The sequence below is a fragment of the Myroides marinus genome, assembly GCF_900109075.1.
Taxonomy (GTDB): domain Bacteria; phylum Bacteroidota; class Bacteroidia; order Flavobacteriales; family Flavobacteriaceae; genus Flavobacterium; species Flavobacterium marinum_A.
Map to the genome: position 1 here is coordinate 257,006 of NZ_FNYS01000003.1, position 26,499 is coordinate 283,504.

The following is a 26,499-nucleotide window of genomic DNA, read 5'->3' on the forward strand; positions in this document are numbered from 1 at the left end:
GATTATTAAAGTATCTGTTGATTTTATTGCATTTATCTCCTTTTAAAACCGCTGGTTTTAAACTATCTTTAATATAAAATAATTTATAGATAGTTATGATCAATAAGGAATTATTAATGAAATATGGAGCAGAACTAGTTTGTTATGAAAAGGATGATTTTGTTTTTGAAGAAGGAATGCCCGCCGAATTCTTTTATCAAATAGTAAGCGGTCAGATTAAATTAAATACCTTCGAAAAAGATGATAAAGAGTTTATTTATAGTATACGAACTAGAAGACAGTCCTTTGGAGAACCTACACTTTTCTTAGGTGTTGATTATCTCTGTAATGCTATTGCTATGGAAAAGTCATTTTTATATGTACTTCCTAGTGAAGCGTTCTTTTTAATGCTGAAAGAGAATCATCATATTTCTCTTAAAGTACATAAGAGCGTTTCTCATAGACTTTATTTTAAAGGAATCATGTTACCTGATATAACAACACAAGATTCAGAAAGACGCGTGATGACTTTACTTAACTATCTGAAAGCAAACTGGGCAAGTGAAGTGAATGAAACTAAATTATTTACTGTGGATTTGACACGACAACAAATTGGAGATATGACTGGACTTAGAGTCGAAACCGTTATTCGTACCATTAAGAAGTTAAAGTCTGATAATAAACTCCGTATTATTAAAGGCAAAATAGTGTTATAAAAACAAATAGGTCGCTGTTCTTAGTGACCTATTTGTTTTATTTTTAAGTTCTTAATATTTTATCCATTGATTTACCCTTAGCGAGTTCATCTATTAGCTTGTCTAGATAACGTATCTTTTGCATTAGTGGGTGTTCTATATCTTCTACACGATATCCACAGATTACTCCTGTTATTTTATGAACATTGGGATTAAGAAGAGGAGCATTATTAAAAAAAGTCTCAAAGTCTGTCTTATCATTTATTAAGTTAGTTAAGGTAGTTTGGTTATAACCTGTTAACCAAAGGATAATTAGGTCAACTTCTTCTTTAGTTCTTCCTTTTTTCTCTGCCTTTGTAATGTAATGAGGATATACACTTGCAAAAGAGGTTTTATATATCTTGTGATTGTTCATAATTAATAAGTCTTAAATACTATTACCATATTTCTATTTCCTCAGTATATGTCTTATCACCATCTATTTCTATAAGAATTCTACTAGGAATAAAGCTATTTTCTTTATACTCAGTGAATGCTCTATATTGTAGTTTTAAACCTTCTCTAAGTTGGCTTTCTATATGATGATCTATAGCTTCTTTTTGTACTACAGCATCCTGAGGAGCATATAAAGTATTGACAGGGGAATCATCTCCACCAAAAGTAAGTCCTATAAGATACAACTTACCTAACTGACCTGCTTGATAATATTGTTCAGCCTCATCATAACTACAGATATCCGCATAATTACAAGGTTTAGAAGTATCTATTAATATTTTACTTTTCTTAAAAAAATTAAATAATCCCATTATTGTTCTAGTTGTTAGTTTGGTTAATAGTTATGTAAATATAACCAAGACAAGAACAAATACAAAGTGTGAATATTATTTATATGTTAAAAGAGAGGGAGTTACCCTTTTATAGCTTTCCTTTTTTAGACAGAACAACAACTCCCATTGCTAAGAAGCTCCATATTAACATTTGAGTTAAAGATCCAGTCCAGCCACCAATATTCCAACTGATTAAACCAAAGAAGGTTCCTATACCAGCACCTACAAAATAGGCGGTCATGTAGACTGTATTTAGACGACTGTGAGCTTCTTCATTTAAGGCATAAATACGAGTAAAATTAGTAATCTGTGTAGCTTGTACACCAATGTCTAACAAGAAAATAGCAATGATTAATACAAGTATAGAATGTGGGAGGATAAGCATAGCGACTAAACTGACTATGATTAGAGAAATAGTAAGGAATAAGTTCTGAAAGATCTTACCTCCATCTGCTAACTTTCCAAAGTATGGTGCTACTAAAGCACCTCCGATGGCAACGATAGCAAACATCCCAATCATAGAAGGCGTATAGTTAAACGGAGCATCACTTAAATGAAAGGTTAATGTAGTCCAGAAAGAACAGAATATACCAAAGGTAAAAGATCCTAGTAAAGCTGCTTGTCTTAATGTTTTGTATTCTTTTACTAGACAAAGCGTTGAATGTAATAACTTAAAGTAATTTCCTTTAAATTTAATAGGAGCATTAGGCAAAAAGAACCACATTAGTACTATACTTAAGGCTATCATAATGGCTGAGAACGCAAATACACTCTGCCATCCCCATAAGTCTGTAAGTGTGCCACTGATAAGCCGAGAGCCTAAGATACCACAAAGAATACCACTGAAAACAATTCCTACACTTTTACCTCTGTTATCTTTGTTTAGTAAAGCAGCCATAGGTAATATGATTTGCGCCGGAGTAGAGCAGACTCCAACTAAGAAACTTAGTGCTAATAAGCTAGACAGATGCTCTGTATTAGTCATCAGTAGTAATATTATCATCTGTATAAATGCAATAGTTATGATTAAGTTTTTCCTATTGACTTTATCTCCTAAAGGCAATAGAAAGAACATTCCTACACCGTAACCAATCTGAGCTAGCATAGCTACTTTACCTACCACAGTTTCAGGTTCATTAAGTGTCTCTGCGATATTCTTAAGAATAGGCTGGCTGTAGTATACATTGGCTACAATGGTTCCTGCAGTAAAGGCCATTACAGGGATTGCGTACTTTTCTTTATTCTTGATTGACATATTGTTTAGTTTGTTAAGCTCGCAAAAATAAGGGAGTTCTAAATTCAATTGTTGTATATAATGCTATATTAATAGTATTATTCGCTATGTTTGTGTTATGAAGTTAATACAGTTTGAACCTTTATTTTTAAGGCATTTTCGCACAGAAGAATGGCCTTTTACTTATCATAACCACAACCATTATGAGCTCATGCTTATTAGCGAAGGAGGCGGTGTACATGATCTTAATAAAGAAGAGTCGAGATACTCAGGAGATACTATATACTTTTTATCTCCAGAGGATAGTCATCACTTTTATATAGAGGAGAAGACAAGATTTAAAGTCATTAAGTTTTTGCCTAGTGCTGTAAAAGAAGGAATGAATATCAGCCTTACTGATTATTGGGATAATTTGTTGAGTAGTTTATCTAGAAGATGGGAAGGGAATAAAAACAATCCTATTGATATAGAGTTGGTTACTAAGATTACTTCTATTGTTGATTTAATGATAATAGAATGGGAAGTGAATGACAAAAAAGTATCAGAACTACATACTAATCTATTGAGAAGTGTATTGTTATTAATGGACAAATACTCTAGGAATACACTTAATCCTGATGTGTATGACGCTACCAAAATAGAGCGAATACAGAATTATATACACCTTAATATTCACCTTCCAGAGAAGTTATCCTTAAAGTCATTAAGTCCTACATTTGGTTTTTCTGAATCAGGGTTTAGAAACTTCTTTCAGACACAAATGGGAATGAGCGTTAGTAGCTACATTAACGCCTTAAAAATAGAACTTATAAAGACTAGAATAAAAAGTAGTGAGTATTCTCTATCAGCTATAGCTATAGAGTTTGGTTTTACAGATTCTAGCCATTTCACAAAGTTCTTTAAGAAGCATACCTCTATTAGCCCTTTAGAGTTTAAGAGAGGGTTGCCTCCTAAAACAGATGTCCCTCAAATATTGCAGAATAATATTGTTCTATAACCAGTAACACAAGGATATTCTTGAATAAAAAAGAGGCTTTATGTTATCAAAACACAAAGCCTCTCCAAAAAAATATATATGAAAAAATCTCTACTTCTTATTTCTGTATGCCCAGTAGAATACCTGAGGTAGGATAGTGAACGAAAGAATCATACACATAATCAATCCTCCTACAATCATAATGGCTAATGGTTTTTGTATTTCTGATCCCATACCATTAGACAATGCTGCAGGTAGTAATCCCATAGATCCCATTAAGGCAATCATCACTACTGGTCTAATACGGCTCTTAACACCTTCTTTGATAGCCTCTTTAAGTGGCATTCGATGTTGTAAATTCTCTTTCATCACTCCAATTAATACAATACCATCAATAGTAGCAACTCCAAAAAGAATAATGAACCCTATACCAGCAGATATTCCAAATATCGTGCCAGTCATCCAAAGAGATAAAAATCCTCCTATAAAAGCAAACGGAATTGTCAGTGCTGCTATGGCTGTATCCTTGGCATTACCGAAGTTGAAGTACAGTAATACTAAAATTAAAATTAATGAAATAGGTACTACTAAAGTTAATTGAGTAGCAGCACGTTCTTTACTTTCAAACTCTCCAGCCCATTCCATTTTATTAACAGCAGGTAATTTTACTTCTTTGTCTACTTTAGCTCTAGCTTCAGCGATAGTACTTCCTAAATCTCTTCCTTCTATACTAAATCCGATACCGATATATCTACTACCACCTTCTCTATAAATAAAGGCAGGTCCAGTGTGATAATCAATAGTAGCTATCTCTTTTAATGGTACTTGTTTCCCATCTAATGAAGGAATTAATATCTCTTCAATCTTCTCAGCAGAATCTCTATATTCCTTATTAAAACGAAGTACTACATCGAACATTCTCTCATTTTCATATAATGTAGTAGCAGCCTGTCCACCGATTGTCATAGCGATTACAGCTTGAGCATCAGCCATTGTTACAGCATACTTAGCCATCTTGTGATCGTGTAGCTTAATTCTAAGTTCTGGTTGACCAATGTTTTTAAATACATTAAGATCAGTAACTCCTTCTACATCTTTAATGCTCTTAGCTACTTGATTTGCATACTTCTCTAATTCGAATAGATCATCTCCGAATATTTTGATTACCAAAGAACTCTTAACTCCAGCTACATATTCTTCTACGTTATCTTGTATAGGTTGACTAAATCCAAAGTTCACACCTGGGTAACTCTCTAGCTTTAATCTAATCTCTTCTAAAAGCTTTTCTTTCGTTATTTTACGTGTCCATTCACTTTCTGGTTTTAACTCTGTATGGAATTCTATATTAAAGAATCCAGTAGGGTCTGTACCATCATTAGGACGTCCTGTCTGAGTTAAAACAAACTTAACTTCGTCAAACTCTCTAAGTTTAGCTTTCATTTCTTTAGCTAATCTTACTGATTCGTCAAGGTTAATACTACTAGGTAATGTTGCTCTAATGTATAAAGCACCTTCATTTAACTTAGGTAAGAACTCCGAACCATAGTAGTGGAATCTTACTCCACAGATTACTAGAAGACCTATAAACATAGAAAGTGTTAGTTTCTTATGCGTAAAACTCCAGTTAAACATCTTATAGATATTGTTCTTAAAGAATCTAGAGATAGCATTCTCACGCTCTTTAATATCTTTAGTCAATAATAGTTTACACATAGCAGGTACATAAGTCAAACTCAGTATAAGTGAACCTAGTAATGCATATCCAAGTGTAAAGGCTAGGGGAGAGAACATTTTACCTTCTACTTTTTGGAAAGAGAAGATAGGCATTAGTGCTACAATTAGAATAAGCAAAGCAAAAAAGATATAACTTGCTACACTAGTGGCACTTTTTTTCATAGTCCCTAGTTTAGACATTCTATTAAACCTTGTCATTCCGACCTGTTCGGCTCGTTTCTCTAGACCGACAAAGACGTGCTCTACGATAACTAGAGTACCTTCTAGTAATAGCCCGAAGTCTAAAGCTCCCATTGAGATAAGGTTAGCTGGTAGCCCTTGTATTTTAAGCATGATAATAGCAAACAAGAAGGCTAAAGGAATAACAGAAGCTACGATGAATGTAGTACGCCAGTTATACAAGAAGATAAATACAATAATAGATACTAATACAACACCTTCTATTAAGTTTTTAGTAACTGTTTTTACGGTTGTATTTACTAAGTGAGTTCTATCTACTACAGTTTCTATTTGCACGTTCTTAGGTAAGATACGCTCATTAAGGTCTGTTATCTTATCTTTTAGGCTTTCGATAACAGCACTAGGGTTTTCTCCACGTAGCATAACTACGATACCTTGTACTACATCTTCATCATCTTGAAAGGCTACTTGTCCTAAACGAGGTTTAGCAGATACAACTACATTAGCTACGTGTTTTACTAGAATAGGAGTACTTCCTTTTACTTCAATTAAGATATTTTCTATATCCTCAGCATTGTCTAATAAACCCACACCACGTACAACATAGGCCTGATCCCCACGTTGAATAACATCACCACCTACGTTGATATTACTTTTTTCTACTGCCTCGTATACATCTAATGGCGATAAACCATAGTTAATAAGCTCTGTAGGGTTAATCTGAATTTCAAATATCTTTTCTTCACCACCGAAGCTCACGACATCTGCCACACCTGGTACAGAAAGTAATTCACGCTCTATAACCCAATCTTGGATAGCTGTAACCTCTTTGATAGGAAGATCACTCTTAATAATATATCTAAATATCTCTCCTGTAGCTCCAGAAGGTGGTTCTATTTCAAAATCTGCACCCTCAGGTAGATTTACATTTCCCATTCTATTAGAAGCGTATTGTTGAGCAAAGAAGTCATCTACTTCATCGTTAAACAATACGGTTACTACAGATAGCCCAAATAGGGAGATAGATCTAACCTCTGCTTTATTAGGAATAGTATTTACTTCTTTTGAGATAGGAAGAGTAATGAATTTCTCAACTTCTTCAGCACTACGACCTGGCCACTGAGTGATAATACGCGCACGCGTATTGGTTACATCAGGAAAAGCCTCGATAGGCGTGTGCATATAACTATATATCCCTCCGAATAACAATAACAATACACCGAAGATTACGATGAATGTATTTTTAAGTGAAAAGGATACTATATTTTTGACGAATTTTTGCATAAATAAAGGCTTTTACGAATTACAATTTATTAGTTAGTTGCTCATAAATAAGTAATTCATTAGTAGTTACTACCATCTCGTTTTCTTTTACACCATCTGCTATATAAGTATAGATGTTATTTTTAGAAACAGGAGTGATCTTTCTAACTTCTTGTTCACAATCATTTTTATAAACTACTACATAGTTTTGATTGTTGTCAAAGATGATAGCTGTATTAGGTATTGCTAGAGATTTACCTTCATTAGTTTCTAATTGAATAATAATATCTGCAGACATACCAGGCTTTAGCTTCATCTCTTTATTTTCCATAGAAATACGCGCCTTTAAGACTCTTTCTTCAGCATCAAACACTTGAGATACTTTAGTTACTTTTCCAGCGAAGTATTCATCTGGATAGGCTAGGGTAGATACTTTAACTTCTTGGTTTGGTTGTACATGACGCATATTTGCGGCATATACATTAGCCATAATCCATACATCAGATAAATCAGCAATAGTAAATAAAGGTTCATCACCTGCGTTTACTGTCATACCTGTACTAACATTTTTAGTTACTACATATCCAGATTGAGGAGCGACTACTTTTACCACACCAGACTCACCACGACTATTGAATATAGCTAGACTACTCTTAGCTGCTGCTACTTTGCTATTTAGTGTTTTTACATCCTCTTGAGCTTCTATTAACTCTTTTTGAGACGCTATACCATCTTTATACATAGACTCCACAGACTCAAGTTCTCTTTTAGCTACTTTTAGTTCAGCTTCAGTAGCTTTAAGTTCACTGTAGATCTCATTAGTATCTGCACTTTTTATTTCGGCTAATAGTTGTCCTTTAGTTACGAAGTCTCCTAGTGAGAAGTAAGTATTAGTAACTACACCATCTACTAAGCTATTAAACGGAACTGTTTTATCTTGGTTATAATCGATATATCCATTAAGAGTAAGACTGCGCTCTATAGGTCTTAGAGTTACCTTTTCCATATTTAGCGTACTTTTCATCGCTTCGGATAGACACTCTTTCTCTATTGTACTTTCTTCATTGTTTTGTGCTCCCTTATTACAGCTTATTAAAGCTAAGTTGAATAGGGCTAGTGTAAGTATAGAATATTTTGTCATTGTCAATTAAGTTTAGTTTTTATAAATCTTTTCCTACAGCGTATTGTAGTTTTTCGAAGTGATCGTTTAGATCTTTTTTAGTTTCTAATAGAATAGTTTTGTTTTCTATATAAGCCTCTACAAAGTCTAAATACTCTATCAAACTCACATTTCTCTTTTGGAAGTTCTTTAAGTAAGCGTCTAGCAATTGATCTAATTGACCTTCATAATCACTATCGATATCTTTATAAAGCGCCTCAGCGTGATGATAGTTTCTAAAAGCTTCTACAATATCATTAGCTATTTCATTAAGCTTAGTTTTCGTATCTAGTTTAGCTAGTTCTATATCTATTTTAGCTTCTTTAATATTTCCTTTATTTCTATCGAATATTGGCAAATCAAAGGAGATCCCAAAACCAACGAAATCACGCATTATATTACCACCTCTATCATAATCTACTCCCAGTGTAATATCTGGTATACGTTGTGCTTTTTCTATTTCAAAACGCTTAACAGATTGCTTTTCTAATGTTTTGCTTTTTATCGCATCAGGACGATCTTCTTGAGCAGTGATAATCCAGTTTTCTAAATTTAGTTCTGAAACCTCTTTATTGGGAGCAGTTAGTAGATCTGTTATCTCTATCTGTGTATTATCACCTATACTGATATAGTTTTTAAAGTCTTTAATAGCTTCCTCTAGTTCTTTGTTGATGTTCACCAACTCTTTTTTAAACTGTAATTCAGCGGCTTTAAGTCTGATGTATTGGGCTTGACTAATATTACCTTGTTGCAATTGATTTTTATAAGCAGAAGTAAGGTTTTGAGTGCTTTCTATCTGTCTTTCATATATTTTGCGTTGCTCTTGAAGTATCTGAATATCCGAAAGATTGTTTCTCAACTCTAATTTTAGCTCTCGGATAATACTTTCAAACTCTTGTCTTTTTTCTTCTATAGTAAGTTTTTGTAACTCTATATTCTTTTTGCGTTTACCACCAGTCTGTATAAGCTGTTCTACTCTGAAGGCATATTGCTGTGCCTCACCCCAGTTACCAATAAGTTTAGGTTGTTCTTCAATATCAGTTGTCTTCCAAAAGTTTATTTCAGATACTTCAAAGGTAGGGTTAGGCCATAAGCGTGCTTGTAATAGCTGAGCTTCAGCTTGAGAGATCTCAAGGTTCTTAGCGATTAGATCTAAGTTCTGTTCTAAGAACATAGCCTCAGCAGCTTCTTTAGATAAAGTCAGTGTCTTTTTATTGCTTTGTTGAGCATAAGTACTCAACGTCAAAGCGCATAAAACAGTTACTAAAGTATTTTTAAACATTGTCTATATATTTTAAGGTCAAAATTATTGTTTAGCTCTTATAGGACACTTTGAGTTTGATTAGATGCAGATTAAAACAACATTAGAATACGATTAGAAACTCTTAATTAGCTGAATTTAAAACATCGCAAATAATCAATCTAATTAACTCAAATAGGCTTAAATGAAGTATTCTCATTTGTCTAAAAGATTAACTATCTGCTTTATCTTTTAATGCCCTACTTAAACTTTTATAAGAGCATTACAAAAAAGAGGCCAAAAACAAAAATCAACTAAAAAATAAGGTATATTTCATGTTTAGAACTTTAGAAAGAAACACAATCTGTGATGTGATGTGTTGTCATATAAACTTAAAATCAGTCTATTAATGTGATTTTATGACAAAATGTAGAGGTCTATTTGTCTAAAATTCTTGGCAAAATAATTGCTAAATGATAAAATGAATACATTTTTGCGAATTTGCAAACGGTATACACTGTAAATTATTTGAATTTTATGATTTATTAGTGTTGTTATTTTGTATTTTGTACTATATAAATAACAATAAGACAATCATTTTTGTAATTCTTTAAATCACTGTAAGAATAGGCTATAAGCTATACACATTGTCTTTAAAGAGGTTTAAAGTAGTACAGAATTTACTAATCAAGATTGATTATCATGCAAATCGTCAGAATTTAAATTATTTGAATTTTATCATTTGTAGCAGATAAAACCTGGTTTAGAGAGAGAATTAAGAAAAAGAAATACAAAAAACTAAAAAAAGAAGCTATGCAAAACGCAACAGGAGTAATCAAAAAGTTGAAAAGAATGATGGGGATTAAAACTGATTTACAACTATCAATCATTCTAGATGTGAAACCAAATACTATTTCTTCTTGGAAAAAAAGAAATAGCTTACAGTACGAAGGATTAATCGCTCTTTGTAAAGAACATAAAATAGACTTGAACGAATTGTTCTTCTCTGATTCAACTGCAGTGTATAACACTAGTTACCACAAGAGAAAAGTAAAAATGATCTCTATAGATCATCACTTTGAGTACTTCTTAGATCCAGAGAAGACATTAGCGACAGCACCTAGTTATGTTTTTCCTACAACTGAAGAAGTGGATACAGCATTCCAAGTATCAGTAGATAATATGTCTCCAACAATTAAAATGACTTCTTATGTAATATCTAAGAGAATTAGTATAGAAGACTTACAATTGTGGCATATCTATTTATTTATATTGAAGGATAAAGGAATTGTACTATATCGTTATAAACGTAAAACTGACGATGGTAAATTATTATTGATAAGTGATAATCCCGCTTTTGAAAATATCGAAGTAAAAGTAGATGATGTTAAGGAAGTATTTTGTGTTAGAGGAGTATTTTTACCTAATATGAAAGTTGCTAACGAAGGATAATCTATACTGTAATAAGTAAGAAAGAGCTAGAGAATTATTCTAGCTCTTTTTTTTTGCTCAGGTTGAGCAAGTTAGTTTATTCTTGGTAATAAAGTCTATATAAATCACAGCTATTATAAGTCTAAATCTTATATTTGAATAAAAAAGATGAAACTAAAAGCAAAAGGTTGGAATGCTCATTTAAAAGAAGAAATGTCTTCTGATTACTTCAAGAATTTAATGGAGAATGTTAATTGTCTATATGAAACAACTATGGTATTCCCTCCCAAAGAAGAAGTATATAACGCATTTGAATTAGTTGATTTTAATGATGTTAGAGTTGTGATATTAGGACAAGATCCTTATCATGGAGCTTTTCAGGCTAATGGTTTATCTTTTAGCGTTAGTAAAGGAGTTAAATTACCTCCTAGCTTACAGAATATTTACAAAGAACTAGAAAGTGATCTAGGCATAAGAAATATTAATGGAGATCTGACTAAATGGGCAGAGCAAGGTGTATTCTTATTAAACGCAACTTTAACAGTAGAGGAGAAGAAAGCTGGTTCTCACCAAAAATTAGGTTGGGAGAAGTTTACAGATGCTGTGATAGAACAATTGAGTAAGCACAGAGAAAATATCGTATTTATACTTTGGGGAAGTTATGCTCAGAAAAAAGGAAAGAATATCGACCGTTCTAAACACTTTGTTATCGAAACTGTACATCCATCGCCACTATCTGTGTATAGAGGTTTTTTTGGGAGCAAACCATTCTCTCAGACAAATGATTACTTAGAATCTAAAGGATTAAAGGTTATTGATTGGAAAGTTTAATTTAATGAGGAATGAACAATGTCTGCGATATTATATTACCTTCTGTATTTCAATGTAAAGACGACGATTACCATGCGTCTACCACAAAGGGATAACACAAAATAGATCGTATTACCCCCGATAACGTATTTCACACAGTTTAAGGATACTGTTTGTAGGGTAGAATTGCAATTCGCCGTTACGTTCAATTAATAAATTAAATCTTATACAAAGAATCGTACAATATGTTTAAAATAAAAGGAAAAGAGTTTGATGTACAATATGCATACTTAGATGCTTATGTGAATACTTCTCTAAAACAATTGGTCTTTGGGTTACAGATAGGTGCAAAAGATATAAATGACTTAATAGGTCGAAGTAAGTTGTTTTTTAATTCTGAAATACTTTTAGGTGTTAATGCTAATGAACTCAATATTTGGGAAGATATAGCAGGAAAAACTATAGAGTGGCAAGAGTATAGCGAAGATGAAGGAAAACCACGTGCCCTTTTTTATGTATTTGAACACACAGAAGTAACTAATACTAAAGTTGAGTTTAAAGCAAAGAAAGAAAAACTCATTGTTAAAATCTCTGCTACAATTGATATTTATGGAAATAACGGCTTTGATGAAAACCTTCCTCTTGAAATAGAAACGGAAGTTGACTTTTTTGGAGTATTGTGTGGAAGATCAACATTTGAAGAATGCCAAGAAAATCTTACCCCATATATAAACTTAGATAGCTTAAAGTATGTCAAAAATAACAATGGGGTTTCTTTAATGGTACCTGTTGATACTGATTTAGAAAGGAACATATTGTTTTTAGGTGATTATTAGTTACAATCTAAGAATGTGTCTGGGGTTATTTAATTGCAATTCACCCATAGCACACATGCTAATAGGATATACCTAATATATCTTACCAAATATCAAATATTTTAATCCTAATTCAGACAAGAGAAAAAATTACAACAAAAAAAACAGGAGCTATATGCTCCTGTTTTTGTATATCTAAAAACTATAATTAATTATAGTTTTCTTCTTTTCATTTCAGTTTCGATAAGATCTAACTCTCTATTTGTTTGACCAGCAACAGAAGTATTCTCTTCAGCTCTTCTGATTAGGTAAGGAATTACATCACGTACAGGTCCGAATGGTAAGTATTTAGCTACATTAAACTTCTCTTTCGCTAAGTTAAAACTAATATTATCACTCATTCCATATAATTGTCCGAAGTATAATCTACGGTCATTGTGAGCTACATTGTGTTTCTCTAAAAGGTCCATAATTAAGTAAGAACTTTTCTCATTATGAGTACCTGCGAATAACCCCATTGTATCTAGGTTATCTAACATAAAAGTAACAGCAGCATCATAGTTTACGTCAGTAGCCGCTTTATCTACACAGATAGGAGATTTATAACCTCTTTCAGTAGCTCTTTCGCGTTCTACTTCCATATATGCACCACGTACTACTTTCATACCTACGTGGAATCCTTCAGCTTTAGCGATTTCGTGTAAATCTTTTAAATACTGTAATCTGTCCCAACGGTACATCTGAGCAGTATTATAGATTAACGCTTTCTCTTTGTTGTACTTGCGCATCATATCTAATACGATCTCATCTGCAGCATCTTGCATCCAGCTGTGTTCAGCATCGATTAATAGAAGTACATCATTGTCATAAGCAAACTTACAAGCTACGTTAAAACGGTAAACAATACGTTCCCATTCTTTTTCTTCCTCAGCTGTAAAAGTTGCATTCTCACCTTTTTTAACAAACATATCAAATCTACCAAAACCTGTAGGTTTAAATACAGCAAATGGGATAGAGTCTGGACGTTGTTTACCATATTCGATAGTCTTTAAAGTCATATTTAAAGCTGCGTCGAACTGTTTTTCAGTCTCTTTACCTTCTACAGAATAATCTAGTACAGATGCTACACCACCTTTAGCATACATATTATCTACTACAGTTAGGCAGTCTTCTTCGCTGATTCCACCACAGAAGTGATCAAATACAGTTGAACGGATTAAACCAGTAACAGGCAAATGAGTTTTGATTGCAAAATTTGCAAGGGAAGATCCTAGTTTTACTAAAGTAGGCTTACTAATCATTTTAAATAAAAAGTGTGCTCTCTTTAACTCTTTATTGTTCTTAAGAGCAAAAGCTACTTCAGTATTATTAAATAAATTTTTCATTATAAAAAGTAAATTCGTTAGGCAAATATAAATACTCTTTTAGTAATATTTTAATAGTTTTAGGGATTTCTACTCGTATTAAAATATTATATATGTTTTAAAAGAATGCTTACTTATCTGTTAGTAAAATTATAGTTATAGAATAGGTATGTGTTTGATTTGTTTAAATTATTGACACATTATAAGTATAGCTAGTGCTGTAAATGCAAAATATTGAAAAAAAGAGCAAAAATATTAAGTCTTACAGCTTATTTTTTAATCCATTTTATCTTTAAACGCATAAATCTGCGCTCTTGAATTAATATTTAGCTTGACATATATTTTACTAATATGATATTTACAAGTGTTTATAGAAATGAATAATTCATCAGCTATTTCTTTGTTTGTCGCTCCTTCCCATAAAAGGCTTAAGACTTCAAGCTCACGCTCTGTAAGACTGTATTTCTCTTTTAATACACCTAAAGGTTCTTCTTTTGAGTCAGAAATATCTAAATCTTCTTCTATAGAGGGTCTGACAGCATTTAAATTTCTTTCGTGTTCTAGTTTTTTGTGATAGTCTTTCACTAGATACATATATTGATATAAGTATTTTTTATAAATAGAGTTTCGCTCATTTATTTTCTTGATTTCTAACATCGTTATACAGCTAGAAAAAATCAGAATAGGTACCCCCATAAGTCTAAGTGTAGGCCATACAATAAATAGTTCGTATAAAGTATCATTAACCGATGGCGCTAGTATAATAGTCGAGGTAGCAATACAAATAATCAAAAAGGAGAGATAGTTTTTATAACTATAGCTATGGTTAAGTATAAAGAATAAATACAACGCTAGAATAGTTAGTATAATCGTAATAGGATGTATAAAGCTACTTCCTGGCTTAGGAATTATGAAAAGACTAGAAATCAGCTCTATAGAAACTAGGGCAAAGAGTACTATGATTCCAGTTTTATAGAACTGTTGTTTGTGCTTAAACCTCAAGAACGGGTAGGGTTGAAGTATTAGTAAAACTAAAGAAGTACCAATGTTCCAAGCTACGAGATAACCAATGGTAGCGTGGTGATCAGGTAAGTAAAAATAAATGATGTCTTTAACTAAGAAATTTAAGAAAATACTTAATTGTAGAAGAAGGTTAAAACCAAGCTTTTTATACTTAAATATTACGTATAAGGTTAATAATATAATAATGGATAAAAAGGAGATACCATAATACAACCCAATAATAATATACTTAGGAGTATCAGTCTCAAAGAACGGAAATTGATTTAATAATGGTGGTGGAATCATATATTATTTAAACTAGCTCAATACCTTTTGTATAGATATTGAATAATAATCTATAATTAGAACAACATAAACTTAAGGTGTTTATATTTTCCTAAACGACAAAAATACTTAAAAATTTAGTCTAGTACCCAATTAAAAGGCTAGGAATAAACGTTAAAAAGAAAGGTTTTTTATACAATACTATATCTATATTGCTGAATAAGAGTAAATTGTTTTTAATCTGTTATATTTAATAATTTCTTTATTTTTTTTAAAATCCTATCATATACCCGAGATAAATCTTAAAAAAGTAGTGCTACTATAGTCTAATGTGTATTTTAAGAGGTGCCTGTGCTGTTTATTAACGAGTTTAGAGCTATCTAAGCTAAGAGAGGAGTGTTTACTTATAAATAGTACAACCAGTGAATTATACATGTCTTTTAAATATTAAAGCCCAATCATTGATTGGGCTTTAATTATCCTTTAGTTTATAAGTTCTAGTTCACTTGCTTTTAATTCATTTAGAATACTCTGTTTTTCATTTGAAAAGTAATTATCGTCTTTACTAAAAAGAGTTTTATAATAAGAAATACCTGCTAGCAAATTTTCTTTTGTTTTAAGTAGCTTTTTACTCTTTACTGCAGATTGTTCTAACGCTATTACCTCTTTTTCCTTCTTATAATGATCTAGATACATTCTTAATTCCTTAATGAAGAAATGTGGTCGTTCTGAAGTTTCTATTACGTTGTCTCTACCGTATATATGATTTACCATACGCTTTAAAGATACTTCTTTAGTAAAGTAAGCAATGTTCGGACCAGGACAAATAGCCACTCCTTGAGCTTCTCCTTTAATAGGAAGGTTTAAATCTAGATAAGAAGCATTCGCAAGACCTATACACAGACAAGCCTTCTCCGTTATCTGACTGTACTTTTGGTTATATTCTTCAGAAGACATAGTCTCTTTCTGACTCATTAGAGTTTCTAACTCTATAGTCTGATACTTGCGAGATGCAGTACACAACCCTTCGTTATCATGACTTTTGTTTAGAGCTAAGTATTTGCGTGGACATGAACTACCAGCTTTATTCTTGCTAATTCTATCTGCTTTTAAGAACTCATTAGTCGTTCCTTTAATACTATTAAAAGGTACACCTAACGGAGAAATATTACTTAGGTAAAGATCTTCCTCTTTTGACTTAGCCAATAGCTCGCGGGTAGTTGTATCTACTGATGTTGCTTCTGGTACGAGTAAGAAAGGAGAACCCCATCCTACAGAATCCACATTATAATAATCTAATAAGAATTGGTGTTCAGCAGCTGTACCAACGCCTCCCTGAGCTGTGATCTTAAGTTCTAATGGAGTAGTAGGAATAGGTCTGTTCTTTTGATCAAGAGCCTTAACTAATAACTCATGCGTAGAGCTGATTAGTTCCTCTTTTCTCTCTTTGAACTCTTCTAATATTACACCCATTAAGTATCCATCTGTCGCAAAAGCATGTCCACCACAATTAAGCCCAGACTCAATGCGATACTCTGATACCCATAATCCTTTTTTGGCTAAGAAATTCCCTTGAATTAGAGCTGATCTAAAGTCGCTCACTTTTAGGATAATTCTCTTCTGAAGATCTCCTGTAGCCGTTGGATAAAAAGCGTCAAACTCTTCAAAATAACTAAACAGTCTAGGATTCATCCCTGCTGATAGTACGACAGAAGACTTAAGTGTACTATTGACAAAGCCTCTTAAGGCAGCGTGAGCATCGTTATACTCTACAGGAAGTGCTACTTTCTTATCAAAGTTCTCTCTATCTACCTTTGTCATGATATTGACATCTATATCACCAGGGATTAGATGGTGCTCTAGTATCTGTTTAAGATTATCAGTAGATAGCTTATCGTCTAAGTGCTTCTGTAAGCTCTGTCTAATTTCAGACACAGATGGCAGCATATCGATATAGTCCTCTATTTCTTTTTTACTCTCTAAAAAACTACTCTTAAGATTGTCAAATTTGTTTTTGACAATGGTATCTAATGTATTCAGATAAGCAGTAATTCTCTTGGCTCTAAAGTCCTCTATCTTTTTAGTAATCTCTTGATATGGAAGCTCAAATTTCTCACAGTAGAACTTGTTCATACGTTCTATCAATTCGTCGTCCATCACAGAGATAGTAGAAGACAATCCATATTGGGCAACACGTATCGGGCTATCGATCGTATATGCTAATCCCATTACGGGAATATGGAATGAATGAAGTGGTTTAAATTTCATTTGGTTTATTATGTTTGATTATAAGCGGGGGAAATTCTCTAAATAATTCCATTAAAAAAGTGATAAATGTCATATAATGTGATTTTTAACCTAGAAATAATATAGATTTATCAAACAATGGGGAGTAGGGACTAAAAAATCTTTATTATATGAATTCAGAATGAAGTAAAAGAAATGATTAGTTATTCATTAACCCCTCTAATTCTTATTCAAACAATAGAAAAAAGAGAAGGTTTTAGTGGTAGGTGAAAAATAATTGATTATTACACTTCTAAAGGAGGGGTTTTTATTAAAATAATTGTTAAATAGGACTATTTACTTCTTGTTAAATTTTTAATAAATAGTTGTTTTCTGGCGATTTTCATATCTCTTGAAACCCAGTGGTGGTTTGGAGTGTAGGAGTTCTCTTCAAGTGTTGTTCGGGAACGGTTCGGAAATTCTTCGCAAAACAGGGGGTGTTTCCGAACACTTCCCGAAGAATGCCTGGACAACACCGCATGAATACTCGGTTTTTGGCCTTTTTAGGATGTTAAAATAACTATTAAAATCTGATTGTATTTTTTAAAAAAGGTAGTGTTTTTAACTTTCGAATAGGTAGAAAGTACTACTTTGAATAGTATAAGAATTGCTTAAGTAAACGAGTTGATTCAAAGCGAATTACAGCACAAGGATAACAGTTTTTAATTAAGAATTTGAAATGAAGAATGAGGAATGTTTGCCTACGGCTTTATATATGGAGAATTATCACCCTGATGCTAGGGGGTATCCTATTAATATAAACGTTATACTGTAGAGGCGATTACTTTAGGACTACCATCGATTAACTACAACGTTTGTTCTGAGATTACATCCGATTAATATAAGCATTGTGAAGTTACAAGTATGATTGAATGAGAATTCTATGGATATAGATTGTGTTATTATATCATAGGGCGAATTGCAATTTGCTTCTATTATGCGTGCTAATAGAATATGCTTTACATATCTCTTATATAATCCTTTTAATCCTAATGAAAACAAATACCCAAGATATACACGAATACCTCTTTGATTTTATTCTTCTATTTAATTGATTATTTTGTATTTTACCATTCTGTATTTAGAGATGTAACTGTATGGAAAAAATTGCAATTATTGGTGCTGGAGTATCAGGTTTGACTATTGGGAAATTACTTTTAGAAAAGGGCTACGATGTTACCATATTTGAGGCAAGAAAACAGATTGGAGGACGTCTTAAAGAGGCTTTTGTTAATGGGTACGCTATTGATTTAGGAGGTCAATGGCTACATCAAATTGATGATAAAAAGAACTCATTGATTGATTTGATCAACACTACAGGTGCGGTCTTTCAATTAGACGAATATGAGGAAGTTATATGTAATGGAAGACATGATTACTACCTAGATGTTCCTGAGATATTTGAACGTTTTCTAAACTATATGAAGACTTTAGAGTTAAAAGAAGATGAGTCTGTTTTTGAATCGCTGAGAAAGTTTACAGATGATCCGTTTATGTATTCTTATATAGAAGCTTTTTTGGCGGATATGGCTGCTGGTAGTAGAAACTATTCAAGTAAGAAGTTTAAAGAGAATTTAGCTACTTTTAAGCCTACTGATTATGCTTTACGCGATAAGACGATGGCTAATACTGTACTTGAATATTATAACAATATTTTACAGAACTATATTAAAGTAAATACTCCTGTGAAAACAATAAGTTATATAAATGATGATGTGAGAATCTCAACTTTAAAAGGAGAGGAATATAGTTTTTCTCAGTGTATCATTAGTGTGCCAATCTCTCAATTAAAAACTGATAAAATAAACTTCGTTCCAGTATTGCCAAGTGAGAAAAGAGAGGCTTTTCATAAAATAGGTTTTGGAAAAGGAGTTAAAGTCTTATTGTTTTTTAGCAATAATATCCTTGATAAAAGTTATTTTAATTTAGAGTATGCTCCATATTATATACAGAAAACATTAAAAGGAAAAGAGCCTATATATGTTATCTATACTTTGTTATTTGGAGATTATGCAGAACGTTATTACCATAATCCAGAAAATATAAAAGAGAACATTTTTAAGGAGCTTAGCGCTCTTTCTAATAGCAATATTAAAGATAGCAATATTAAAGATAGCTTAATAGAGGCTGTTTATCAAGATTGGTCTAGTGAAGAGTATATAGAGGGCACCTATAGCTTTCCTTTGCCTAATGAAGACAATGTAAGGATAATTGCTGCAGAACCTATTGATAATAAGCTTTTCTTTATTGGAGAGGCGATGAATCAAAACTCGGAGTACGGTTTTATACATGGAGCTATGGATACAGCTATTAGTTTAGCTAAGAAATTTTAAGTTATTTAGATAGGTTTTTATAAATAGTTTAAACGTGAGAAAAAATGTTATAATAGAGTGCCCTACTAATCTAGGTTTGGCACAAAGTGATTATGCTATTGAACCAGGAGTAAAGCGTTTACCTAGATGGTTAGAAAGACATGGATTACATACTGCGATAAATCCTTCTGAAGTATATGTGATAGATGCTCCTGAATATACGATGGATTTAGACACGACTACTCAAGTAAGAAATGCGAATGCAATAATTACTTATGCTAAAAGGCAGGCTGATATTATAGAAAAAGAACTTTCAAACAATTCTTTTCTAATTGTACTAGGAGGAGATTGTAGTGTTCTAATCGGAAGTGCTCTAGCTCTTAAGAAAAAAGGGCGTTATGGTTTATTCTTTTTAGATGGTCACACTGATTATATGTTGCCAGGTCATCTTGGTACTCATGGAACTGCAGGAATGGATTTAGCTATCGCCTGCGGAGTTGGTCATCCATATCTTGTTAATATTGATAATCAAGGTCCTTATTTAGAAGAAGAAATGGTGTTCTGTGTTGGCAATAGAGAGTATGGTCTAGAGTATGAAAGACCTATTATAGAATCTAATGTTACCTATTATCCTTTAAATCAATTAAGAGATTATGGACTAGATAATGTTACTTCTGATTTTTTAAATATCGTTGAACAACAGGGGGTAGACGGATTTTTCATTCACTTGGATGTTGATGTATTAAATGATCAAATAATGCCCGCTGTTGATTGTAGACAAGAGGATGGTTTAAGTTATGAAGAGCTTAAACAGATACTTATACCACTGATTAAAACAGAGAAATGTATAGGTGTAGAAATAACAATTCTAGATCCTGACCTAGATTCTACTGGTGTTTATACTAAAGAGTTTATTCAAAATATGACGAATATTATTAGTACAAGAGGTTAAACATACTTCTGTTTTGGTATTGAAGTGCCATTTATTTTCTTTATTGAGGAAGTTTTGTATAGTTAGGTATCACAATAAAAAAGCTTATTACTAACTCAATTATTAATTCGTTAAAAAAAGATTTTAGAATGCGGATTTCAATTTATTATACTTTATTTTGTATTACATAAATGATTTAGAATGGAAAACATAACAACAGAGAATTACGATATCTTATTTGGACAAGAAGCTTATGAACAATTGGGTTCATATTTAAATAGTAATGGCTATAGTAAGCTATTTATCTTGACAGACTCTAATTGTTATGAACATTGTTTACCTTATTTTTTAAGTAACTTACCTACAGATGTTCCTTTTGAAATTATAGAAGTAGAGGCAGGAGAGGAGAATAAAGTCTTAGATACTTGTGCAGGTGTTATACAGACAATGTTAGAGTTAGGTGGAGACCGCAAAAGTATGATCATCACTGTTGGAGGTGGTGTTATCACTGATATGGGAGGCTTTATCGCTTCAATATTTATGCGTGGAATAGACTTTATAAATATACCTACCTCATTACTAGCTATGGTAGATGCTTCTGTAGGAGGAAAAACAGGAGTGGATTTAAATGGTATCAAGAACTGTATTGGAGCTTTTGCAATGCCTAAGATGCTTATTATAGATGTTAACTATTTAGAGACATTAGAAGCACGACAAATTAAGGCTGGATATGCAGAAATGCTAAAACATGGTTTGATTTTTGATGAGAAGTATTATACGTATCTAAAGGATATAGCTAATATTGATTTTAATGATTTGGAGGCTTTGATTTATCATTCTGTAACTATTAAAAACGAAGTAGTTACGCAGGATCCTAAAGAGCATGGTCTTAGAAAGATATTAAACTTTGGGCATACTGTAGGACATGCTGTTGAGAGCTATTACTTAATGAATGAAGAAAAAGAGACTTTATTACACGGTGAGGCAGTAGCGTTAGGAATGGTAGCAGAAGCTTATATAGCTAGAGAATTAGGGCATTTATCAGAAAAAGAATACCTTGATATTAAAGAGACAATTCATGGTATTTATGGGGTAGTAGACATGTCAAAAGAAGACATTGAAAACTCTTTAGAATGGTTGAAGTTTGACAAAAAGAACTATAGCGGTAATATCCGTTGTGTATTATTAGATAAAATAGGCTCTGCTATATATGATATAGAGGTGAGCAAAGAGTTGGTAGTAAAAGGATTAGAAGCTTATTTGAATTAAGGTTCAAAAACAATCACTTTTTAGTTTTTCATTCCAATATTTTGTTACATTTGCGGTCGTGAAAATAGATGTTTTATATATTAGATTCTGTGTGTCTGCAAGGCACAAAGTGAGGCGTTTTGTCGTCAGGCAAAAGGCTAATTATGTATATGGCATTATCAAGTATTCTAAAGAGGCTCTTAATTCGTTTAGATTCAGAGATAAGTTGCCAATAGTATTTGCAAATATTAGAGTTTGAAAATTTAGTTAGCCTTTAGATTTTGCTTTAAATCATTATGATTTAGTATCTTTATACAAAGTGTATAATCTTTAGCAAGATGCAAGTTAATTAAGAAAGAATTTTTTTAACCTTTATTAAAAAGAAAAGACATGAATACAAAATATGTTGACTTAATCAACCAAACTTTTTACTTTCCACAAGAAGAATTCAAATTAAACAAAGATAATTTACAATTTCACAATATAGACTTATTAGGTCTAGTTGAGAAGTATGGTAGCCCTTTAAAATTCACTTATTTACCTAAGATTTCTGAAAACATTAGTAATGTAAAAACGATGTTCAGAAAAGCTATGGAGAAGAATAAATATAAAGCGAACTACTATTACTGCTATTGTACTAAGAGTTCTCATTTCTCATACGTGCTTAATGAAGCTTTTAAAAACGATATTCACGTAGAAACATCTTCAGCTTTTGACGTAAACATCGTTGAAAACTTACTTGAAACAGGAAAAATAAACAAGGATACTTTTGTATTGTGTAATGGGTTTAAACGTGCTCAGTATATTGATAATATAGCTAATCTTATCAATAACAAACACGAGAAAACTATTCCAATTATTGATAACTACGAAGAACTTGATTTACTTCAAGAGCAAATTAATAAGAAGTTTAAAATTGGTATTCGTATCGCTTCTGAAGAATCTCCTAAATTTGAGTTTTATACATCTCGTTTAGGTATTGGATATAAAAGTATCTTACCATTCTACAGAAAACAAATAGCTGAGAATCCTAAAGTAGAGCTTAAAATGCTTCACTTCTTCATCAATACAGGTATTAGAGATACTGCGTATTACTGGAATGAATTAGTAAAATGTTTGAAAGTTTATATCACTTTAAAGAAAGAATGTCCTACATTAGATAGTTTAAATATCGGAGGAGGATTCCCTATTAAAGATTCATTAGCTTTTGAATTTGATTACCAATATATGGTAGATGAAATCATCAACCAAATTAAGATTGTATGTGATGAGGCTGATGTGCCAGTTCCAAATATCTTTACTGAATTCGGATCTTACACAGTAGGAGAGAGTGGAGGAGCTATTTATGAAATCTTATACCAAAAGCAACAAAACGATAGAGAGAAATGGAATATGATTGACTCATCTTTCATTACGACTTTACCAGATTCATGGGCTATTAATAAGCGTTTTATAATGTTGCCTATCAATAGATGGAATGATGCTTATGAGCGTATTCTTTTGGGAGGATTGACTTGTGATAGTGATGACTACTACAATTCAGAGCAAAACTTAAACGCAATTTATTTACCAAAGTATAATAAAGAAAAACCATTGTATATTGGATTCTTTAATACAGGAGCTTATCAAGATCAAATTGGAGGATTTGGTGGTATTCACCACTGTTTAATTCCTCAACCAAAACACATCTTGATAGATAAAGATGAAAATGGTATTATTGCTACAGAATTGTTCTCAGAACAACAAACAGCTGAGCAAGTATTAGAAATCTTAGGATACAACAAATAAGAATTAAAAGAAATATTAATATAAAAGTAAAAATAAAATGAGTAAAGGACCAATTAGTCAGTTTATTGAGCATAACTATAGACACTTTAACGCTGCTGCGTTAGTGGATGCTGCAAAAGGATATGAAGCACACTTAGACGCTGGAGGAAAAATGTTAATCTCTATGGGTGGTGCTATGAGTACTGCTGAGTTAGGAATTTCTTTAGCAGAGATGATTCGTCAAGATAAAGTACAAATCATTTCTTGTACAGGAGCTAACTTAGAAGAGGACGTGATGAACTTGGTTGCTCACTCTCACTACAAAAGAGTTCCAAATTATAGAGATTTGACTCCAGAACAAGAGAGAGAGTTATTAGATAACCACTATAACCGTGTAACTGATACATGTATTCCTGAAGAAGAGGCTTTCCGTCGTCTACAAAAACACTTAGAAGATGTATGGCATGCTGCTGAGGCTGAAGGAAAACGTTATTTCCCACACGAATTCTTATACCAATTAGTTAACTCTGGTGTATTAGAGCAATACTATGAAATCGATCCTAAAGATTCTTGGATTGTTGCTGCGGCTGAGAAAAACATTCCAATCGTATGTCCAGGATGGGAAGATTCTACATGTGGTAATATCTTTACATCTAACGTAATCAAAGGAAAATTAAATGTACACACTGTTAAAACAGGTATTGAGTACATGATTTACTTAACTGAATGGTATAGAGCTAACTCAGGAGGACATGGAGTAGGATTCTTCCAAATCGGAGGAGGTATCTCTGGAGATTTCCCTATCTGTGTTGTTCCAATGATGTACCAAGATTTAGAGTGGGAAGATGTACCTTTCTGGTCATACTTCTGCCAAATCTCTGATTCAACTACATCTTATGGATCATATTCAGGGGCAGTTCCTAACGAAAAAATTACTTGGGGTAAATTAGATATCGATACACCTAAATTCATTGTTGAGTCAGATGCTACGATTTGTGCGCCATTAATTTTTGCATATATTCTTGGTAATTAATTTTTAATTTTTCGCAGTAAATAAATGTGGTATTTTATTTGTAGTTTACAATTTACCTATTACATTTGAAACTGAAATAAAGCAAGAACAAAGAATGAAGAGAGTAATTGTTGATTACGCAAAGTTAACGAACGAAATTTTGACATTATTGGTGGAGAAATTTCCTGACGGGTATGATGACTCAGATATTATTCGTTTTAAAAACGTAAAAAACGAAACTGTTGAGGCAGTGGAGGTGAGAACTGAAGATACTATATACCTGGTAAAAGTAAGTACTAAGTTAGCAGATAGAATTGAAAACTTCGATGATGAAGATGAAGAATTCGTAGATTCATCAGAGGATTCATTAGATGCATTAAAAGACTTGGAAATTGCTGACGATGAAGATTAACAAAATAATCTATATAGAAGAGCCACTCAATTAGAGTGGCTTTTTTATTTTACTCTTGAGTCTTATTGATTAAGTAGTGTAAAGTCATTTATTTTGTTTGTTTTTTACTTTATCTGGTTTAACCCAGATAGTGAAAGAGATATAAACTAGAATTAGTTCGTAGTATTTGGCTAATGCGGAATATGGGTTTAACTATAACAACCTCTTCTTTAAAGCTCAGAGTTATTTAGTCAGATTAATTTGAAATAATAAGTTCATCGCTTAATTAGTAATGTTTTATTTAATGGGAAACTTGTTTTAAGACTATGAACTTCTATTATTTTCAATATATTTGCAAACGATTAAAAATTCACAATATATTTTAAAATATGAAAGCAGGTATAGTAGGATTGCCAAATGTAGGTAAATCAACATTATTCAATTGTTTATCTAATGCAAAGGCACAGAGCGCTAACTTCCCATTTTGTACAATAGAACCGAATATTGGGGTTGTGAATGTACCAGATCCAAGATTGTCTAAACTAGAAGAGTTAGTAGTACCAGAGCGTGTATTACCTGCTACTGTAGAGATTGTAGATATTGCTGGATTAGTAAAAGGAGCAAGTAAAGGAGAAGGTTTAGGAAACCAATTCTTAGGAAATATTAGAGAGTGTAATGCTATTATCCACGTTTTACGTTGTTTTGACAATGATAATATCATTCACGTTGATGGAAATGTAAATCCAATCAGAGATAAAGAAACTATCGATATCGAGTTACAGTTAAAAGATCTTGAGACTGTAGAGAAAAGATTAGAGAAAGTTAAGAAAGCAGCTAAAACTGGAAATAAAGAAGCTCAAGCAGAAGCTGATTTATTAGAAAGAATTAGAGTTACTTTATTAGAGGGTAAATCTGCTCGTGTAGTAGAGGCTAAAAATCAAGATGAAGAAGAGTTATTAGAAGACTTCCAATTAATTACTACTAAACCTGTGTTATATGTGTGTAACGTAGATGAAGGTGCAGCAGTAAATGGAAATGACTATGTAGTAAAAGTAAAAGAGCTAGTAAAAGACGAAAACGCAGAAGTAATCGTATTAGCTGTAGGTACTGAAGCTGATATCATGGAATTAGAAACTTATGAAGAAAGACAAATGTTCTTAGAAGATTTAGGTTTAGAAGAACCAGGAGTATCTAAACTAATCCGTTCTGCATATAAACTATTAAATCTTCAAACTTACTTCACAGCAGGTGTGAAAGAGGTTAGAGCTTGGACTATTAAAGTAGGAGATACTGCACCTCAAGCTGCTGGAGTTATCCACAGTGATTTTGAGAAAGGATTTATCCGTGCAGAAGTTATCGGATATGATGATTATGTAACTTTCGGTTCTGAAGCTAAAGTAAAAGAAGCTGGAAAACTAAGAGTAGAAGGTAAAGAATATATCGTTAAAGATGGTGATGTAATGCATTTCCGTTTCAACGTATAAAGAATTAGAAAAGAGAAGCTTAATGCTTCTTTTTTTTTTGCTAATATTTTTCTCTATAGTTAATTAGGAAATGT

At 32.3% G+C, this 26,499-nt stretch carries 20 protein-coding genes and 1 pseudogene; 12 read left to right on the forward strand and 9 right to left on the reverse strand.

What is annotated here, in order from left to right; translation table 11 throughout:
- The first annotated feature begins 95 nt into the window (after positions 1-95).
- Positions 96-695, forward strand: coding sequence for a Crp/Fnr family transcriptional regulator (locus tag BMX53_RS05640; RefSeq protein WP_074745036.1), 600 nt, complete (start codon positions 96-98; stop codon positions 693-695).
- 43 nt (positions 696-738) lie between these two features.
- Here the strand turns inward: BMX53_RS05640 and BMX53_RS05645 are convergent, their stop codons facing one another.
- From BMX53_RS05645 to BMX53_RS05655, 3 genes are all read right to left on the reverse strand, one after another.
- The gene (locus tag BMX53_RS05645) at positions 739-1,089 is read right to left on the reverse strand and encodes a DUF2200 domain-containing protein (RefSeq protein WP_074745038.1); all 351 of its coding nucleotides are present in this window, start codon (positions 1,087-1,089) and stop codon (positions 739-741) included.
- A 22-nt stretch (positions 1,090-1,111) separates the two neighbouring features.
- On the reverse strand, positions 1,112-1,480 hold the full coding sequence (locus BMX53_RS05650) for a hypothetical protein (RefSeq protein ID WP_074745040.1): 369 nt from the start codon (positions 1,478-1,480) through the stop codon (positions 1,112-1,114).
- A 109-nt stretch (positions 1,481-1,589) separates the two neighbouring features.
- Positions 1,590-2,756 carry an MFS transporter gene (locus BMX53_RS05655; protein WP_074745042.1) on the reverse strand — a complete coding sequence of 389 codons (1,167 nt, stop codon included), beginning with the start codon at positions 2,754-2,756 and terminating at the stop codon, positions 1,590-1,592.
- A gap of 97 nt (positions 2,757-2,853) precedes the next feature.
- On the opposite strand from BMX53_RS05655, the gene BMX53_RS05660 reads away from it, so the two are divergent.
- Complete coding sequence (locus BMX53_RS05660; protein ID WP_074745044.1) at positions 2,854-3,732, forward strand: AraC family transcriptional regulator; 879 nt, start codon at positions 2,854-2,856, stop codon at positions 3,730-3,732.
- A 90-nt stretch (positions 3,733-3,822) separates the two neighbouring features.
- Here BMX53_RS05660 and BMX53_RS05665 read toward each other — a convergent pair whose 3' ends face one another.
- The 3 genes from BMX53_RS05665 to BMX53_RS05675 are packed head-to-tail and all read right to left on the reverse strand — an operon-like array spanning position 3,823 to position 9,329.
- Positions 3,823-6,909, reverse strand: coding sequence for an efflux RND transporter permease subunit (locus BMX53_RS05665; RefSeq protein WP_074745046.1), 3,087 nt, complete (start codon positions 6,907-6,909; stop codon positions 3,823-3,825).
- 19 nt (positions 6,910-6,928) lie between these two features.
- Complete coding sequence (locus BMX53_RS05670) at positions 6,929-8,029, reverse strand: efflux RND transporter periplasmic adaptor subunit (RefSeq protein ID WP_074745048.1); 1,101 nt, start codon at positions 8,027-8,029, stop codon at positions 6,929-6,931.
- A 19-nt stretch (positions 8,030-8,048) separates the two neighbouring features.
- Positions 8,049-9,329, reverse strand: a complete 1,281-nt coding sequence (locus BMX53_RS05675) for a TolC family protein (RefSeq protein WP_074745050.1) — start codon at positions 9,327-9,329, stop codon at positions 8,049-8,051.
- Between the two features lie 771 nt (positions 9,330-10,100).
- On the opposite strand from BMX53_RS05675, the gene BMX53_RS05680 reads away from it, so the two are divergent.
- The 3 genes from BMX53_RS05680 to BMX53_RS05690 all read left to right on the forward strand — a co-directional run bounded on the left by BMX53_RS05680 (position 10,101) and on the right by BMX53_RS05690 (position 12,364).
- Positions 10,101-10,739, forward strand: coding sequence for a LexA family transcriptional regulator (locus tag BMX53_RS05680; RefSeq protein WP_038987430.1), 639 nt, complete (start codon positions 10,101-10,103; stop codon positions 10,737-10,739).
- Between the two features lie 147 nt (positions 10,740-10,886).
- Entirely contained in the window at positions 10,887-11,549 is a 663-nt protein-coding gene (ung, locus tag BMX53_RS05685; RefSeq protein ID WP_063175678.1) for a uracil-DNA glycosylase, read from the forward strand.
- Positions 11,550-11,773: 224 nt separating this feature from the next.
- Positions 11,774-12,364, forward strand: coding sequence for a hypothetical protein (locus tag BMX53_RS05690; protein ID WP_063175677.1), 591 nt, complete (start codon positions 11,774-11,776; stop codon positions 12,362-12,364).
- Positions 12,365-12,555: 191 nt separating this feature from the next.
- On the opposite strand, the gene BMX53_RS05695 is transcribed toward BMX53_RS05690, so the two are convergent.
- The 3 genes from BMX53_RS05695 to BMX53_RS05705 all read right to left on the reverse strand — a co-directional run bounded on the left by BMX53_RS05695 (position 12,556) and on the right by BMX53_RS05705 (position 17,262).
- On the reverse strand, positions 12,556-13,728 hold the full coding sequence (locus BMX53_RS05695; protein ID WP_038987425.1) for a proline dehydrogenase family protein: 1,173 nt from the start codon (positions 13,726-13,728) through the stop codon (positions 12,556-12,558).
- 255 nt (positions 13,729-13,983) lie between these two features.
- Positions 13,984-15,015, reverse strand: coding sequence for a LuxR C-terminal-related transcriptional regulator (locus tag BMX53_RS05700; RefSeq protein WP_063175676.1), 1,032 nt, complete (start codon positions 15,013-15,015; stop codon positions 13,984-13,986).
- A 462-nt stretch (positions 15,016-15,477) separates the two neighbouring features.
- Positions 15,478-17,262 carry a hypothetical protein gene (locus BMX53_RS05705; protein ID WP_063175675.1) on the reverse strand — a complete coding sequence of 595 codons (1,785 nt, stop codon included), beginning with the start codon at positions 17,260-17,262 and terminating at the stop codon, positions 15,478-15,480.
- Positions 17,263-18,377: 1,115 nt separating this feature from the next.
- Here BMX53_RS05705 and BMX53_RS05710 point away from each other — a divergent pair.
- The 7 genes and pseudogenes from BMX53_RS05710 to ychF all read left to right on the forward strand — a co-directional run bounded on the left by BMX53_RS05710 (position 18,378) and on the right by ychF (position 26,425).
- Positions 18,378-19,613: a flavin monoamine oxidase family protein gene (locus BMX53_RS05710; RefSeq protein ID WP_074745052.1), complete on the forward strand. Its 1,236-nt coding sequence runs from the start codon at positions 18,378-18,380 to the stop codon at positions 19,611-19,613.
- Between the two features lie 34 nt (positions 19,614-19,647).
- On the forward strand, positions 19,648-20,544 hold the full coding sequence (locus BMX53_RS05715; RefSeq protein ID WP_074745054.1) for an arginase family protein: 897 nt from the start codon (positions 19,648-19,650) through the stop codon (positions 20,542-20,544).
- Between the two features lie 180 nt (positions 20,545-20,724).
- The gene (aroB, locus tag BMX53_RS05720) at positions 20,725-21,792 is read left to right on the forward strand and encodes a 3-dehydroquinate synthase (RefSeq protein ID WP_074745056.1); all 1,068 of its coding nucleotides are present in this window, start codon (positions 20,725-20,727) and stop codon (positions 21,790-21,792) included.
- A gap of 369 nt (positions 21,793-22,161) precedes the next feature.
- Positions 22,162-23,559, forward strand: coding sequence for a type III PLP-dependent enzyme domain-containing protein (locus tag BMX53_RS05725; protein WP_038985176.1), 1,398 nt, complete (start codon positions 22,162-22,164; stop codon positions 23,557-23,559).
- A gap of 37 nt (positions 23,560-23,596) precedes the next feature.
- Entirely contained in the window at positions 23,597-24,571 is a 975-nt protein-coding gene (locus tag BMX53_RS05730; protein ID WP_038985177.1) for a deoxyhypusine synthase family protein, read from the forward strand.
- 94 nt (positions 24,572-24,665) lie between these two features.
- Positions 24,666-24,959, forward strand: a pseudogene (locus BMX53_RS05735) (hypothetical protein); the annotation flags it as partial.
- Between the two features lie 371 nt (positions 24,960-25,330).
- Positions 25,331-26,425, forward strand: coding sequence for a redox-regulated ATPase YchF (gene ychF / locus BMX53_RS05740; protein WP_074745058.1), 1,095 nt, complete (start codon positions 25,331-25,333; stop codon positions 26,423-26,425).
- Positions 26,426-26,499: the final 74 nt, after the last annotated feature.

Bases quoted from the DNA above. Each gene is read 5' to 3' on its own strand.
- BMX53_RS05640 (WP_074745036.1), top strand. From the start codon at position 96: ATGATCAATAAGGAATTATTAATGAAATATGGAGCAGAACTAGTTTGT.
- BMX53_RS05645 (WP_074745038.1), bottom strand. From the start codon at position 1,089: ATGAACAATCACAAGATATATAAAACCTCTTTTGCAAGTGTATATCCT.
- BMX53_RS05650 (WP_074745040.1), bottom strand. From the start codon at position 1,480: ATGGGATTATTTAATTTTTTTAAGAAAAGTAAAATATTAATAGATACT.
- BMX53_RS05655 (WP_074745042.1), bottom strand. From the start codon at position 2,756: ATGTCAATCAAGAATAAAGAAAAGTACGCAATCCCTGTAATGGCCTTT.
- BMX53_RS05660 (WP_074745044.1), top strand. From the start codon at position 2,854: ATGAAGTTAATACAGTTTGAACCTTTATTTTTAAGGCATTTTCGCACA.
- BMX53_RS05665 (WP_074745046.1), bottom strand. From the start codon at position 6,909: ATGCAAAAATTCGTCAAAAATATAGTATCCTTTTCACTTAAAAATACA.
- BMX53_RS05670 (WP_074745048.1), bottom strand. From the start codon at position 8,029: ATGACAAAATATTCTATACTTACACTAGCCCTATTCAACTTAGCTTTA.
- BMX53_RS05675 (WP_074745050.1), bottom strand. From the start codon at position 9,329: ATGTTTAAAAATACTTTAGTAACTGTTTTATGCGCTTTGACGTTGAGT.
- BMX53_RS05680 (WP_038987430.1), top strand. From the start codon at position 10,101: ATGCAAAACGCAACAGGAGTAATCAAAAAGTTGAAAAGAATGATGGGG.
- ung (WP_063175678.1), top strand. From the start codon at position 10,887: ATGAAACTAAAAGCAAAAGGTTGGAATGCTCATTTAAAAGAAGAAATG.
- BMX53_RS05690 (WP_063175677.1), top strand. From the start codon at position 11,774: ATGTTTAAAATAAAAGGAAAAGAGTTTGATGTACAATATGCATACTTA.
- BMX53_RS05695 (WP_038987425.1), bottom strand. From the start codon at position 13,728: ATGAAAAATTTATTTAATAATACTGAAGTAGCTTTTGCTCTTAAGAAC.
- BMX53_RS05700 (WP_063175676.1), bottom strand. From the start codon at position 15,015: ATGATTCCACCACCATTATTAAATCAATTTCCGTTCTTTGAGACTGAT.
- BMX53_RS05705 (WP_063175675.1), bottom strand. From the start codon at position 17,262: ATGAAATTTAAACCACTTCATTCATTCCATATTCCCGTAATGGGATTA.
- BMX53_RS05710 (WP_074745052.1), top strand. From the start codon at position 18,378: ATGGAAAAAATTGCAATTATTGGTGCTGGAGTATCAGGTTTGACTATT.
- aroB (WP_074745056.1), top strand. From the start codon at position 20,725: ATGGAAAACATAACAACAGAGAATTACGATATCTTATTTGGACAAGAA.
- BMX53_RS05725 (WP_038985176.1), top strand. From the start codon at position 22,162: ATGAATACAAAATATGTTGACTTAATCAACCAAACTTTTTACTTTCCA.
- BMX53_RS05730 (WP_038985177.1), top strand. From the start codon at position 23,597: ATGAGTAAAGGACCAATTAGTCAGTTTATTGAGCATAACTATAGACAC.
- ychF (WP_074745058.1), top strand. From the start codon at position 25,331: ATGAAAGCAGGTATAGTAGGATTGCCAAATGTAGGTAAATCAACATTA.